Origin of the sequence: Acinetobacter sp. YH12219 (assembly GCF_013417875.1) — a bacterium.
Lineage (GTDB): Bacteria > Pseudomonadota > Gammaproteobacteria > Pseudomonadales > Moraxellaceae > Acinetobacter > Acinetobacter amyesii.
The window spans coordinates 197,376-211,544 of the sequence record NZ_VPDC01000002.1 but is presented as its reverse complement, the minus strand read 5'-3'; the positions used below and the strand labels follow the sequence as shown (position 1 = coordinate 211,544).

Sequence of the window (14,169 nt, the reverse complement as noted above, 5' to 3'; positions counted from 1 at the left end):
GTTTTTTAATAGTTTTTTCCAATATTAGGGGCGAATCAACTCAATTGAATAATTATCGAAGCTTTTGCGTGCAATAGGCAAGCTAAATTGGAATTTAAAAGGACTACTTTTTGGGATCCGTTGGATGCCATGCAGACTTTTATCCAAATACTCTTCAGGTAAAAGCGTATAGTTTGCTATTTCAGCACCATTTTCTTTTAGTGAAATTTTCATATTGGGTAAGGCAAGGCTACGGTCATGAAAATTGATCATTTCACCAGTAAAACGTGTTTCATTATTTCCAATGCTACGAATTTTAACTTTTTTGGTGCTAATTAAACTGTAGTGCTCCTCAAGACGTGAACAATTGAATACATCACAGACCGCAGTAAATGCTGCACCCATTACTGGGCTGTTTTTTAAATATTGTGGATTGAACCAGAAAAACTGGAATATAAGTGCACCAAATAAGAAGGCATTAATACAGAACCACATAAAATAGTTGAGTGGTGTACGTTTTTTATCCTTTTCAGCCTGTTCTGCCCAATTTACAGCAGGAAGGTTGCCGATCGGTTCGGTGCTGAAATAATTTAAGTTATTTAAATAAGTTTTTAGATCGATATTAGAGTTTTCGACTTTTTGATCAAATAGTTTTAATAAATGGTGGGTTGGTGTTTCTTCAACAGTCACTGGCGTAAGCGTATTATTAAATTCGCTGACATTAATAATAGTATTGGTGTTTTTTTGCGGCGCATTTTCTTGCTCAGGGGTAGAAAAAGACAACGCTATATCTACCACCAAATGAGACAGAGCATTAAAAGATGTAGAGCACTTTGGGCAACAAACCATGCCCTGAGCGACAGTAAGCTGCGGAACAGTTACTTTATATGTTGTAAAACAAGTAGGGCAGTTAGTTAATTTGTCGCTCATAAGTACACATTTTAAATTTTAATACTGTTGGCGTTTACCCGAAATTCGGCACCATGTTTCGTCACGTTTTTCTACGTCTAATATATCAAAAAAATCAGAATAAACACTAGAAACATCAGAAACTTGCTCTTCAATTACACCTGCAAGTGCGAACTCTCCCTCAGATTTAATTAAAGTTGAGAATTCTGCAGCCAAGGCCATTAGAGGGCCTGCAAGAATATTGGCAACAAACACATCGGCTTTTTGTCCAGCGAGCTCTTGGTTGAACTCTTCAGGTAGGCCTACATACAGATTTTCCAATACACCATTCAATTCGGCATTTTGTTGTGTTGCTAAAACCGCTTGTGGGTCAATATCAGTGGCATAAACTTTTTTGGCACCCAAAAGTAAAGCTGCAACACCTAAAATACCAGAACCACAACCGTAGTCGATTACGATTTTATCTTTAAGGTCAACTTTACCTAACCATTGTAGGCATAAGAATGTTGATGCATGGTTACCAGTACCAAAAGCAAGACCTGGGTCTAGTTTGATGTTTACGGCGTCTGCTACTGGCGCTTCCATCCATTCAGGGACGATCCAGTATTTTTCACCAATTTGAATAGGCTCGTAAGCATCCATCCATGTGCGTTCCCATTCTTGGTCTTCAATGAATTCGCTACGCATTGGTGCTTCAGGAAGTTGAGCTTTAATAAATGTTTCTAATGCAGCAACATCAATTTCTTCATCATCTTCTTGTGCATAGATACCAGTAACGATCACTTTATTCCAAAGTGGTGTTTCACCTGGAAGTGGTTCAAGTAAATCCTGATTTTCTGCATCATCTAGCGTGACACTGACTGCACCTAAAGAACTGAGCAGCGTTTCAGTGTAATCAACTTGAGCTTTTTCAACAGTAATATGAATTTGTAACCACTTCACGGACATAACCTAAATGAGTTTTATAAAAAGCTATTGTAACGGAACTCGGCAACTTGCAGCTAGCGATTATCAAAATTGACAAAAAATAAAAGGATGCACGTAGCATCCTTTTAATTTTTCAATGACTTAACTTTTAATTGTTTCGGTTGTAGTTGTCGGGATTGGTGCAAAACGCGTAATTAGGAAGCCAAATACAGCGGCAAAGATGTACATAAAGATTGAATATACCGCCGCAGGCATTGCTACAGCAGAGCTTGCCATCACCGTTAAGGCGATGGTCATGGCTAACGTACTGTTATGAATACCGATTTCAAATGCACAAGCACGTGCCTGAGCACTATTGATGCCGAACAGTCTTGGAACAAAATAACCGATACATAAGCTGAAAATACAGAATAGAACCGTAGCTAAGCCAACTTGGGTTAGATAAGCCGCAATATTATGTCGTTCAGAGTAAATAGCACCGATAATAATTAAGATGAGAAAGACCACAGCAAAGATGCGGAGTGGTTTATGCAGTTTCTCAGTCAGTTTAGGTGCATAGTGACGAAGCAGCATGCCTATACAGACGGGGATGATAATGATGCCGAAAACTTGGAGGATTTTTCCAAACTGCAGACTGATTTGTTGCCCTTCTTGCATGAAGTGCATGATCGAAAAATTCACGATCAATGGAAGGGTTAATGCTGCAATGACTGAGTTGATGGCGGTCAGGGTAATATTTAAAGCCAAGTCACCTTTAAATAGATAGCTAAATAAGTTCGCTGTACTACCACCAGGTGAGGCTGCAAGTAGCATCAAGCCGACAGCAAGCAGTGGTGGTAATGCTAGCAGTTTACATAGTAGAAAGGCGATACCGACAAGCAACACGAGCTGGCAAAATAATGCGATCAACACGGCTTTAGGGTGCTTGGTGACACGTGCGAAATCTTTGGGGGTAAGTTCTAGCCCAAGCCCGATCATAATAAAGGCCAGTGCTAATGGCAAAAGAACCGTAATAATTTCAGAATCCATATTATTTATTCTCCTTGAGCATATTTAATGGTTTTTCACCAAAGTCCTTATGGTGATTACGTTTGAAAAATAGTTTAGGTTTTCACTTGTTGGATCAGATGACTGCCACGGCGCGTCAAAATAAAACCAAATAAGGTCGCCAATAAATACATAAAAATAGAATAAACACCGGCAGGTATCGCCACTGTGGTGTTTTCAAGCACACTCAGTGCGATGGTTAGGGCGATACTGGTGTTATGAATGCCAATCTCAAAGGTACACGCACGCGCCTGCTTTTCCGGCACACCTGCGAGGAACGGAATTAGGTAACCCAAAAATAAGCCACTGAAACAGAGTAAACAGGTCGCAATGCCGACGCTGGCAAAATACGTAATGATGTTGGATTGTTCACGCAAAACTGCGAGTGTAAAGATAAGAATTAATAAGAAAATAGACAACAATCGCATCGGCTTGTTGATGTGATATGCAATGGTCGGAAAGGAGTTACGAATAAACATACCGAAACATACCGGTATCAAAATAATCAGAAATACATGGGTGATCTTATCGATAGGCATACCAATGCTGGTACTTTCACCAACAAAATGCAAAATGGATAGATTGACGATAAAAGGCAGCGTAAAGAACGATACAACTGAGTTAATGGCCGTTAAGCTAATGTTTAATGCAACGTCACCTTTATATAGGTAGCTAAAAAGGTTTGCTGTTGGGCCACCGGGTGAAGCCGCAAGTAACATGAGCCCGACTGCGAGTAAAGGGGGTAACTCCAGCAACTTACACAGGAAAAACGCAATACTGGTCAGTAGAATTAGTTGAGTAAATAAAGCGATGAAAATGACTTTTGGATAGCGTCCAACGCGTAAAAAGTCTTTGACTGAAAGTTCAAGCCCCAAACCCATCATCATAATGGCTAAAGCAATGGGTAGAAAAAATGCAAATAATCCCGAATCCATGGAATTTCCTGATATTTTTATCCTTATAGTATTTTTTGAGTTTATCTCAGTTTAATAAATAAGCAATAAATAAAAGCGAGTAAAAACTGATGTTTTACCCGCTTTATTTTTGATCTGTTAATTGGTCGATATTTTTATCGACAACTGTTTATTTAGGACGAGGAGGAGTGAACCCTAAAGCACATTTTCCTTTAATTTCTTGTCCATTAATCGTTGCAGTAGTGGCTTTTGCATCTGCACTACATGTGCTTAATAATTCGGCTTCTTCGCCATGAAGATTTGCATTTTTGGAAGAACTAAAAAATTGTGGTTCGCAAGTACCATTCCAGATAATACCGCGATAGGCAAATGAAACTTGAGCGCCTTGGCTTTTACCTTTACAGACTTGTTGATATCGCTGTGCATCATACACTTTCTCAACTTTATCATTGGCTGAGGCAGCAAGTGGTGATAAACATAAACCGCATAAAACCGTGGATAGCAAAATATTCTTATTCATGCTTATGGTCCTTATGATTCTCATGGGATCTATAACAGAATAAAAAATCATCAGAATAAAACAACAATCTTCGAGTAACATTTGCTTGAGAAATGTATATTTTTATGTGGAATATGCAAAGTATGTATGTTCATAAAGAAATATATAGGCATAAAACAGTAGCCAATAACAATAAAATCGAGTTAATCAGTCAACTTATCGGTGAATTTTTGCTATAATCTTCCGTCATCCTTTTTTAATCTCCTTTACCACTATGCATTATCCTAAAGTTTACGATGTCATTGTTATCGGCGGCGGTCACGCGGGTACTGAGGCAGCTCTTGCTGCGGCACGTATGGGTCGACAGACTTTACTCTTAACTCATAATATTGAGACTTTAGGGCAGATGAGCTGTAACCCAGCCATTGGTGGTATTGGTAAATCACATTTAGTACGTGAAATTGATGCGCTTGGCGGTGCAATGGCATTGGCTGCCGACAAAGGTGGTATTCAATTCCGTATTTTAAACTCACGTAAAGGTGCGGCTGTTCGTGCGACTCGCGCACAGGCTGACCGTGTACGTTTTAAAGCTGCGATTCGTCATACTTTAGAAAACCAGGCGAATTTGGATATTTTCCAACAAGCCGCTGATGACCTTATTGTTGAGGGCGACACTGTAAAAGGTGTGGTTACTCAGATGGGTATTCGCTTTGATGCAAAAACTGTTGTATTGACTACAGGTACATTCTTGGGTGGTGTGATCCACGTAGGTCTAAATAATGCTTCAGGCGGTCGTGCGGGCGATCCTCCTTCAATTTCATTGGCTGCGCGCCTTCGTGAATTGAACTTACCTGTAGGTCGTTTAAAAACTGGTACACCACCACGTATCGATGCACGATCAGTTGATTTCTCAGTGATGACGCCACAGCCGGGTGATTTCCCATCTCCGACTATGTCGTTCATGGGTGATGCGTCGATGCATCCTGAGCAAATCAATTGCTATATCACACATACCAATGAGAAAACTCACGATATCATTCGTGGTGGCTTAGACCGTTCACCAATGTATACCGGTGTGATTGAAGGTGTGGGTCCACGTTACTGCCCATCGATTGAAGATAAGATTCATAAATTTGCCGATAAAGATTCGCATCAAGTGTTCTTGGAACCTGAAGGTTTGGACACACATGAGCTTTATCCAAACGGTATTTCAACTTCTTTACCATTCGATGTTCAGTTTGAATTGGTTCGCTCGATTCGTGGTATGGAAAATGCGCACATTTTGCGTCCAGGTTATGCGATTGAGTACGACTATTTCAACCCACAATCATTGAAATTCTCTTTAGAAACCAAATCGATTAATAATCTGTATTTTGCAGGTCAAATTAATGGTACAACAGGTTATGAAGAAGCGGGTGCGCAAGGTTTGCTTGCAGGCTTAAACGCAGCACGTCGTGCATGGGATCAAGAGCAATGGACACCAAAACGTGATGAAGCGTACATGGGGGTATTGGTTGATGACTTGATTACTTTGGGTACTAAAGAACCGTACCGTATGTTTACTTCGCGTGCGGAATACCGTTTGATGTTACGTGAAGATAATGCGGATCAGCGTTTAACTGCGATTGGCCGTGAAATGGGTCTGGTGGATGATGCGCGTTGGGATTCGTTCTGCCAAAAAATGGAAGCTGTAGAAACTGAAAAAGGTCGTTTACAACACCTTTGGGCAGCGCCAAACAATCCACTAGGCAAAAAATTCGTTGAAATGACTGGCGATGACCTGTCAAAAGAAACCAATGCAATTGATTTGCTCAAACGTCCAAATATCAACTTTGCGCAAATTGCTGAATTGACGGGTTCTGAAGTTTCAGCATTTGTGGGTGAGCAAATTGAAATTGCTGTGAAATATGCAGGTTATATTAACCGTCAGCAAGAAGACGTTGCGCAAATGAAGCGTTTGGAAGATACGCGTATTCCAGCTGATTTTGATTATGATGTAGTTTCTGGTCTTTCACGTGAAATCACCATGAAGCTGAAAAATGTATTGCCTGAAACATTGGCACAAGCAAGTCGTATTCCAGGTGTAACACCTGCGGCTGTTCAATTGGTGATGATTACGATTCGTAAGAATAACCAAGCGAAAAAATCTGCATAAGATTTTGAGTTAAATAAAAAACCCGCTCAGTTGCGGGTTTTTTATTGCCAATAAATTATTGGCTGTTGCTATTTGATCGGATTAAATGAATATTTTGATCATCATTAGTTTTAGCTATGGTTTGATTATTAAAATCTTTCATAAACCTAAGTGATTGATAATTAATTATAAATACAAAAAATAAGATCTAAAAACTATTGATATACAAAGTTTTAGGTCTTAATGGTGGGCTTTTGGTCGTGTGAATTCCGACCTTTGTAGTGGTATTTATTCTACCCAATAAAGCCGAAACTTCAGGGCATGGCGTACAAGTGGGTTTACGCTACATGAATGGAGTTCGATTATGGCAAATCAACAATCGGGAAAAATGCAAAAAATTCTAACAGTATTTTTGTGTTTCTGGGTGGCATTTTTTGAAGGTTTTGACCTACAAGCACCCGGTATCGCAGCAAAAGGAATCGCAGCGACATTTTCCTTAGATCAGGTGCAAATGGGCTATGTGTTTAGCTTGGGTGTATTTGGTATGTTATTTGGCGCGTTCTTTGGGGGGCGTGTCGCTGACTATTTGGGGCAGAAGAAAGTCCTAATGTTGTCGATTTTTATCTTCGGTGTATTTATGTCTATCACGGCAGTTGCACCAAGTATTGAAATTTTATATATCGCACGATTCTTTACAGGTTTAGGTTTGGGCGCTGCGATGCCAACGATGATCTCGGTGGTGGGTGATGAAGCGACGGATGCTAACCGTGGACGCTTAAATAGTTTGATGTACTGCGGCTTACCTGTAGGTGCAATCTTTGTTGCTGGCTTGGGTATTATTTTTAAAGATATCTCTTGGCATACACTGTTTTTAATTGGTGGTTTAACGCCTTTAATTCTAATTCCATTCATGGCGATTATCTTAAAAGATAAGCGTACTGAAAAAGTTCAGGCAGAAAGCAAAGAAGCGGTTCCACCGATGGGGCAAATCCTTTTTGCTGAACAGCGTTATAAATATACCTTGCCGCTTTGGTTGAGTTTCTTCTTTACCTTAATGGTGAACTATATTCTGATCAGTTGGTTGCCTAACTTGCTTATAGAACAAGGGTTGGAAAAGCAACAAGCTTTTATGATCATGTTGATGTTCCAAGTGGGCGCAGTAATTGGTACGCTCGGTTTAGGCTACTTGCTTGATCGCCTAAAATTATGGCAAATGGCAGTGATTATCTATTCAGGTTTGTTTGTAGCATTATTTGTGCTGTTTACAACAAATTCCATTCCTGTACTCATTGCAGCAGGCATCATGGGCGGGATTTTCTCTACAGGTGGTCAATCTATTTTGTATGGGATCTCTCCAATTTTCTATACACCAGCTGGGAAAGTAACAGGTGTGGGGAGTGCGATTTCATGGGGGCGTTTGGGAGCAATGACAGGTCCATTACTCACAGGTAAGATTTTGGCGCTAGGTCTAGGAACGACAGGTATTTTAATTGCAAGTGCGCCGGGTATTGCTTTGTCGGCTATCGCGGTGGCTGCATTGTCAGCCTATAAGTCATCCCTCAAGAAATAATCGAAATCAGTCATATTTAAAGGAGCTACGGCTCCTTTTTTATTGAATAAATATCTTTAGCTGAAACTAAGTTTTGTTAGAATAAATCTAATATTCATGAATAAATTTACTTCTATGTCTTATCAATTGATCGAACTTGATATTTCTCCTTCAGATAACATTCAGTGTCCACATTGTCAGCAGCAAGTGATTGATTGGTCAGAAGAGCAGTATGTGCAGCCATGTGAGCATGTGCTGTTTATTGCAATGGATATTGGTTTTGAGTTTATTACCGATGAATTTGAGCAAACTATGCAGCATACAGTCGATGACTTGCATGCCAATGATGATCAATATCATATATTTACTGAAATTACCGCCTCGAGCTTCCCTGAGTTTCTGATTTATAAGTCTGATTTAGGGGTGGAAGGTTATTCACGTTATGTCGGCTTTACGGCATAAAATATTGCTAAAAAATCTCAAAATAAAAAAGCCAGTCAAGTGACTGGCTTTTTTAATGTAAATTAGAAAATTAACTTTCTAATTCTTCTTCGACATCATCTTCGGCACTGTCCATACCGAGTTCTTTAAGTTTACGGGTTAAGGTATTGCGACCCCAACCTAAAAGTTCTGCTGCATGGCGCTTACGGCCACGTGTTTGCTGTAGTGCTGCATTGATGAGGGTGCGTTCAAACATTGGTGTGGCAATGTCGAGAATTTTCATCTCACCGTTTTTCAGTTTTTGTACGGCCCATTGACCAAGTAATTCATCCCAATGATGCACACCAATACGATCAATCCCTTGAGCAGCAGGGTTGCCATCTGTGCCTTGAATTGGAATCTGTTTTAATTCAGACGGTAAATCTTCTGGATAAACTTCACGTCCTGTAATCATCACGGTGAGCCAGCGACAGGTATTTTCAAGCTGACGCACATTACCTTGCCACGGCAATTTTTGCATGTATTCTTGCGTTTCAGGACGCAGAATTTTCGGGCTTACCCCAAGCTCTTTGCCTGCACTTGCTAGGAAGTGCTGTGCAAGCATCGGAATATCTTCACTACGATGTGCAAGTTTTGGAATATGAATACGAATCACGTTTAGACGGTGGTACAAGTCTTCACGGAAGCGACCTTCATGTACTAATTTTTCTAAGTCTTGGTGTGTTGCAGCAACGATACGGACATCCACCTTGACTGGGATGTGACCACCAACGCGGTAGAATTCGCCATCCGCTAAAACACGCAGTAAACGTGTTTGGGTTTCAAATGGCATGTCACCAATTTCATCAAGGAAAAGAGTCCCGCCATTGGCTTGTTCGAAACGACCCTGACGCTGCGTATTGGCACCGGTGAACGCGCCTTTTTCATGACCAAATAATTCAGTTTCGATCAAATCTTTTGGAATTGCCGCCATGTTGAGCGCAATAAAAGGTTTGTTACCACGTGGTGAGTGTTTGTGCAACGCATGCGCAACCAATTCTTTACCCGTGCCTGATTCACCATTAATTAATACAGTAATGTGTGATTGAGAAAGACGACCAATGGCACGGAAGACTTCCTGCATAGCAGGTGATTCACCAATAATCTCTGTAGATTGAATCGGTTGAGCGGTTTTAGCAGATTCTTGTTGTTGCAATTTGGTAATATGCAAAATTGCACGGTTTACAAGTGCTAAGGCTTCATCAATATCAAAAGGTTTTGGTAGATATTCAAAAGCACCCGTTTGATAGCTCGACACAGCAGATTCTAAATCTGAATGTGCAGTCATAATGATCACAGGTAAGTCAGGGTAGTTGCCTTTGACTTTACCTAAAAAGGTCAGTCCATCAATACCCGGCATACGGATGTCTGTCAAAATAACATCTGGCGCATCGACACTTAACTGATCTAAAGCGGATTGTGCTTCTTCAAAACTGGTAACATCAAAACCTTCTTCTTTGAATGTTTTTTCCAGCACCCAACGCATGGCGCGATCATCATCGATGACCCAAATCTTATTACGCGACATGATCTGACTCCCAAGGTAAATATAGGCTAAATACTGTTTTTCCAGGAACTGATTGGCATTCAATCATTCCGTTATGTTGATGCATAATATTTTGTGCAATGCTCAGGCCGAGACCTGTGCCTTTCGCTCGTCCTGTCACTAAAGGATAAAATACGGATTCTAATATTTCTTGTGGGACACCCGGTCCATTGTCCTCAATGTCAATGCGTACCGCAGAACGTTTTAATACACCATTGATGGTGACTAAGCGTTGAATACGTGTGCGCAAGGTCAGTTCTGGTTGATGCTCAACAAAGAACTCTTTATTTTCAGTCATCGCCTGAACGGCATTGACGCTGATATTCAGCATGACCTGAATCAATTGATCACGATCTGCCAGAACATCCGGTAAAGAAAGGTCGTAATCACGGGTGATCTTAATTTTCTTTTTAGTTTGGTTGACGATCAGTGAACGGACACGTTCAAGTGGTTCATGCACATTGACTGGCTCGTAACTTGGCAATTGTCTTGAACCCAGCATGGTGTCAGCAAGATTTCTTAATCGATCCACTTCACTAATAATAATGTCGGTGAATTCACTGTACTTCGGATCATTTAAGCTACGCGCTAAAAGTTGTGTCGCCCCACGGATACCACCAAGTGGATTTTTAATTTCATGGGCAACGCCACGAATCAGTTGTCGTGCAACTTGATGTTGTTGAATCAGGTTTTCTTCTTTAGAGATTTTTAACATCCGGTCGATTTGATTGAGCTCAATCAATAGCAAAGGGTGGTAGGGTTTACCTGAGTTGAGCTGTGACACGGTGTAATCGACATGAATGTCTTTAAAGTTGACATTAATCGTTGCTTCTCGGCGCGTATAGTGTTGACCAGAAGTTAATGTATTCATTAATGCATCATGCGTATTGAATTCATCATCGGGCATATGAAGTAAATTTAATACAGGCTGACCTGATGCACGAAGTAAGCTTATGTCAAAAAGCGCTTCACAAGATGAATTTAAATAAAAAATATTCAGGTTGCTATCGACCAATAAAATGGCAGTGGTTAAATTATCCACTAAAAGCCGGTAATCAATCGTCATAGTCTGATCCATTAGCGAGAGGTTCCTGTCTTAAAATGGCGCAATGGCATCTTCATAAAGCAAATCGTTCAATCTAATAAGGTTCGAATTGATGCAAGTTATGCAAGATATAAGCCAACTATTTGAGAAATACGCTAAGTTTTGATGCTTATTTGAATAAATGCGCTTATTTAAGACTTTAAATAAAGTGTATAGCCGATTAAAAACAGGCTGTAAATCTAAAATGCATTAAAATGGTGCGAATTAAATTATATGGATGAATTTATAGCATTATTTTGGTGCGTGATATAAAGAGTGGCCTTTTCACCTGTTTTTATGTTTTGAAAAGACATACAATACGCGGATTATAGTGGAGCGCAGATTCATGAAATCCCCCAAAGTCGGTTTTGTTTCTTTAGGTTGTCCTAAGGCATTGGTAGATTCCGAACGAATTTTAACTCAGTTAAAGACTGAAGGTTATGATGTAGCATCAGATTATGATGGTGCAGATTTAGTAGTTGTAAATACCTGTGGTTTTATTGAATCTGCAGTACAAGAGTCGCTAGATGCCATTGGCGAAGCGATGAGTTCAAACGGTCGCGTAATTGTGACTGGTTGTTTAGGTAAAGACGAAGATAAAATTCGCCAAATGCACCCAAATGTCTTAAAAGTGACAGGTGCTGCGGCATATCAAGAAGTGATGGAAGCTGTGCACGAATACGTGCCTGAGCCACCAAAACACAATCCGTTTATTGATCTAGTACCTGAACAAGGTATTCGATTAACACCAAAACATTATGCTTATTTGAAGATTTCAGAAGGTTGTAACCACCGTTGCACATTCTGCATCATCCCAAGCATGCGTGGTGATTTGGTTTCTCGTCCAGTTGGTTCAGTATTGACTGAAGCTCAAGCACTGAAAAAAGCAGGTGTAAAAGAAGTCCTTGTGATTTCTCAAGATACATCGGCTTATGGCGTAGACACCAAATACAAATTGGACTTCTGGAACGGTCAGCCCGTTAAAACTAAATTCTATGACATGTGTGAAGCATTGGGTCAATTGGGTATCTGGGTGCGTCTGCACTATATATATCCATATCCACATGTGGATGCTGTGATTGACTTAATGGCACAAGGCAAAATCCTGCCGTATTTGGATATTCCATTCCAACATGCAAGTCCTAAGATTTTAAAACTCATGAAACGCCCTGCGCACAGTGAAAATACACTGGAGCGTTTAAAAGTTTGGCGTGAGAAATGTCCTGATCTTGTGATTCGTTCTACATTTGTTGTGGGCTTCCCGGGTGAAACTGAAGAAGACTTCCAAATGTTGCTTGATTGGTTAAAAGAAGCGCAGCTTGATCGTGTGGGTTGTTTTACTTACTCACCAGTTGAAGGCGCGACTGCAAATGATTTGCCAGATCATGTGCCTGAAGAAATCAAGCAAGAGCGTTATGAGCGTTTCATGCAAGTTCAGCAAGAAATCTCTGCTGCAAAATTGCAAAGCCGTATTGGTCAGAAAATGACAGTACTTGTGGATGATCTTGAAGAAGAGTTCCCAGTTGCTGTTGCGCGTTCTTATGCAGATGCACCTGAAATTGATGGTAATGTTTTTGTTGAGGATATCGATAAGTCAGTGATTAAAGCAGGTGATTTACTTGAAGTAGAAATTACAGATGCAGATGAATATGACTTATTTGCAAAACTGATCTCGGTTAAGTCTGCTTAAACGATTCATTAAAAATAATTGAAATTAAATAATTCGGAGTTGATGATGCTTGATTCTAAAAAACCACGTTTTGGTCGCATCCTGCTTAAGCTTTCAGGTGAAGCTTTAGCGGGCAATAAAGAGATGGGTATCGATGCACAAGTGCTCGATCAAATGTCACTCGCAATTGCGCACCTTGTTGGTTTAGGTGTTCAAGTGGGTATCGTTGTCGGCGGTGGTAACCTTTACCGTGGTAGCCAATTACAAAAAGATGGTTTGGTTGGCCGTGTAACAGGTGATCAAATGGGTATGTTGGCCACTGTAATGAACGGTTTGGCACTTCGTGATGCTTTGGTACGTCGTAATATCAAAACTCGTCTAATGTCAGCTTTACCCATTGGTGCAGTAGTTGAATCATACTCTAGCCGTGATGCAATTCGTCATTTAACTCGTGGCGAAGTTTGTGTATTTGTTGCAGGTACGGGTAACCCATTCTTTACGACAGATACAGCAGCATGCTTACGCGGTATTGAGATTGAAGCCAATCTTATCCTTAAAGCGACTAAGGTTGATGGCGTATACAACAAAGATCCAAGCAAATATGAAGATGCAGTGAAATACGATGCATTAACATTTGACCAAGTTTTAGATGAAAAACTGGGTGTGATGGATTTAACAGCGATTTGCTTGTGCCGTGACCACAACGTTCCACTTCAAGTATTTGATATGAACAAATCAGGTTCATTACTTTCAGTGGTAATGGGTGAAAAAGAGGGTACTCACGTTACGAACTAATGTACGTGGGCCCTAAAGCTCTTTATACTACAAGCTATTTTAGAATTTACATCTTTTCGAATTAAGTAAGGAAGATCACATGATTAACGATCTTAAAAAAGACGCAGAAGACCGTATGAACAAATCTCTAGATTCTCTAGAGCATGGTTTTGCCAAAGTTCGTACAGGCCGCGCGCACCCATCAATTTTAAATGGTGTTATGGTTCCTTACTATGGCTCTGATGTGCCATTAAACCAAGTTGCGAACGTGGGTGTAGAAGACTCTCGTACTTTACTTGTTCAGCCTTTTGAACGTTCAATGGTTGCCGCAATTGATAAAGCAATCCGTGAATCTGACTTGGGCTTAAACCCGATTACTGCTGATGCCATCCGTGTTCCTATGGCTGCATTAACAGAAGAAACACGTAAAGACATGCAGAAAGTTGCACGTAACGAAGCTGAAAATGCAAAAGTTGCGATCCGTAACATCCGTCGTGATGTTTTAGGTGATATCAAAGCATTGTTGAAAGAAAAAGAAATTTCTGAAGATGATGAGCGTCGTGCGGGTGATGACATTCAAAAAATCACAGACAAATTCGTTGCTGAAGTTGAAAAACGTCTGGCTGCAAAAGAAGCTGAATTGATGAAGGTCTAAGTT

General features: G+C 40.3%; 13 protein-coding genes. 6 read left to right on the top strand and 7 right to left on the bottom strand.

Translation table 11 applies throughout. The features are described from left to right. Positions 1 to 24: 24 nt before the first annotated feature. From FTV04_RS02175 to FTV04_RS02155, 5 genes are all read right to left on the bottom strand, one after another. On the bottom strand, positions 25 to 909 hold the full coding sequence (locus FTV04_RS02175) for a DUF3426 domain-containing protein (protein WP_180088452.1): 885 nt from the start codon (positions 907 to 909) through the stop codon (positions 25 to 27). Between the two features lie 18 nt (positions 910 to 927). Further along, on the bottom strand, positions 928 to 1,830 hold the full coding sequence (gene prmA / locus FTV04_RS02170) for a 50S ribosomal protein L11 methyltransferase (protein WP_180088450.1): 903 nt from the start codon (positions 1,828 to 1,830) through the stop codon (positions 928 to 930). Positions 1,831 to 1,956: 126 nt separating this feature from the next. Then, the gene (locus FTV04_RS02165; RefSeq protein ID WP_180088448.1) at positions 1,957 to 2,844 is read right to left on the bottom strand and encodes a bile acid:sodium symporter family protein; all 888 of its coding nucleotides are present in this window, start codon (positions 2,842 to 2,844) and stop codon (positions 1,957 to 1,959) included. A gap of 74 nt (positions 2,845 to 2,918) precedes the next feature. Next, positions 2,919 to 3,797, bottom strand: coding sequence for a bile acid:sodium symporter family protein (locus tag FTV04_RS02160; RefSeq protein WP_180088446.1), 879 nt, complete (start codon positions 3,795 to 3,797; stop codon positions 2,919 to 2,921). Between the two features lie 148 nt (positions 3,798 to 3,945). Continuing rightward, entirely contained in the window at positions 3,946 to 4,296 is a 351-nt protein-coding gene (locus FTV04_RS02155; RefSeq protein ID WP_078188731.1) for a hypothetical protein, read from the bottom strand. A 253-nt stretch (positions 4,297 to 4,549) separates the two neighbouring features. Here FTV04_RS02155 and mnmG point away from each other — a divergent pair, with 253 nt between their 5' ends. From mnmG to FTV04_RS02140, 3 genes are all read left to right on the top strand, one after another. Beyond that, positions 4,550 to 6,430: a tRNA uridine-5-carboxymethylaminomethyl(34) synthesis enzyme MnmG gene (mnmG, locus tag FTV04_RS02150; protein ID WP_180027015.1), complete on the top strand. Its 1,881-nt coding sequence runs from the start codon at positions 4,550 to 4,552 to the stop codon at positions 6,428 to 6,430. Between the two features lie 343 nt (positions 6,431 to 6,773). Continuing rightward, the gene (mhpT, locus tag FTV04_RS02145; protein ID WP_180088444.1) at positions 6,774 to 7,979 is read left to right on the top strand and encodes a 3-(3-hydroxy-phenyl)propionate transporter MhpT; all 1,206 of its coding nucleotides are present in this window, start codon (positions 6,774 to 6,776) and stop codon (positions 7,977 to 7,979) included. Positions 7,980 to 8,093: 114 nt separating this feature from the next. Continuing rightward, a complete protein-coding gene (locus tag FTV04_RS02140; protein ID WP_180088476.1) occupies positions 8,094 to 8,420 on the top strand; it encodes a hypothetical protein in 327 nt (108 codons plus the stop codon). A gap of 70 nt (positions 8,421 to 8,490) precedes the next feature. Here the strand turns inward: FTV04_RS02140 and glnG are convergent, their stop codons facing one another. Both glnG and glnL read right to left on the bottom strand, forming a co-directional pair. Then, entirely contained in the window at positions 8,491 to 9,966 is a 1,476-nt protein-coding gene (glnG, locus tag FTV04_RS02135; protein WP_180007766.1) for a nitrogen regulation protein NR(I), read from the bottom strand. Then, positions 9,956 to 11,062, bottom strand: coding sequence for a nitrogen regulation protein NR(II) (gene glnL, locus FTV04_RS02130; protein ID WP_078188727.1), 1,107 nt, complete (start codon positions 11,060 to 11,062; stop codon positions 9,956 to 9,958). The genes glnG and glnL overlap by 11 nt, the downstream gene beginning before the upstream one ends. A 352-nt stretch (positions 11,063 to 11,414) precedes the next feature. Between glnL and rimO the strand changes: the two genes are divergently transcribed. The 3 genes from rimO to frr all read left to right on the top strand — a co-directional run bounded on the left by rimO (position 11,415) and on the right by frr (position 14,166). Beyond that, positions 11,415 to 12,758, top strand: coding sequence for a 30S ribosomal protein S12 methylthiotransferase RimO (gene rimO, locus FTV04_RS02125; protein WP_180088442.1), 1,344 nt, complete (start codon positions 11,415 to 11,417; stop codon positions 12,756 to 12,758). Between the two features lie 45 nt (positions 12,759 to 12,803). Next, complete coding sequence (gene pyrH, locus FTV04_RS02120) at positions 12,804 to 13,532, top strand: UMP kinase (protein ID WP_078193535.1); 729 nt, start codon at positions 12,804 to 12,806, stop codon at positions 13,530 to 13,532. A gap of 79 nt (positions 13,533 to 13,611) precedes the next feature. Continuing rightward, entirely contained in the window at positions 13,612 to 14,166 is a 555-nt protein-coding gene (gene frr / locus FTV04_RS02115; protein ID WP_078188724.1) for a ribosome recycling factor, read from the top strand. Positions 14,167 to 14,169: the final 3 nt, after the last annotated feature.

Excerpts from the sequence above, each read along its gene's own strand:
- FTV04_RS02175 (WP_180088452.1), bottom strand. The coding sequence starts at position 909 with ATGAGCGACAAATTAACTAACTGCCCTACTTGTTTTACAACATATAAA.
- rimO (WP_180088442.1), top strand. The coding sequence starts at position 11,415 with ATGAAATCCCCCAAAGTCGGTTTTGTTTCTTTAGGTTGTCCTAAGGCA.
- frr (WP_078188724.1), top strand. The coding sequence starts at position 13,612 with ATGATTAACGATCTTAAAAAAGACGCAGAAGACCGTATGAACAAATCT.
- pyrH (WP_078193535.1), top strand. The coding sequence starts at position 12,804 with ATGCTTGATTCTAAAAAACCACGTTTTGGTCGCATCCTGCTTAAGCTT.
- mhpT (WP_180088444.1), top strand. The coding sequence starts at position 6,774 with ATGGCAAATCAACAATCGGGAAAAATGCAAAAAATTCTAACAGTATTT.
- FTV04_RS02140 (WP_180088476.1), top strand. The coding sequence starts at position 8,094 with ATGTCTTATCAATTGATCGAACTTGATATTTCTCCTTCAGATAACATT.
- FTV04_RS02155 (WP_078188731.1), bottom strand. The coding sequence starts at position 4,296 with ATGAATAAGAATATTTTGCTATCCACGGTTTTATGCGGTTTATGTTTA.
- mnmG (WP_180027015.1), top strand. The coding sequence starts at position 4,550 with ATGCATTATCCTAAAGTTTACGATGTCATTGTTATCGGCGGCGGTCAC.
- FTV04_RS02160 (WP_180088446.1), bottom strand. The coding sequence starts at position 3,797 with ATGGATTCGGGATTATTTGCATTTTTTCTACCCATTGCTTTAGCCATT.
- FTV04_RS02165 (WP_180088448.1), bottom strand. The coding sequence starts at position 2,844 with ATGGATTCTGAAATTATTACGGTTCTTTTGCCATTAGCACTGGCCTTT.
- glnG (WP_180007766.1), bottom strand. The coding sequence starts at position 9,966 with ATGTCGCGTAATAAGATTTGGGTCATCGATGATGATCGCGCCATGCGT.
- glnL (WP_078188727.1), bottom strand. The coding sequence starts at position 11,062 with ATGGATCAGACTATGACGATTGATTACCGGCTTTTAGTGGATAATTTA.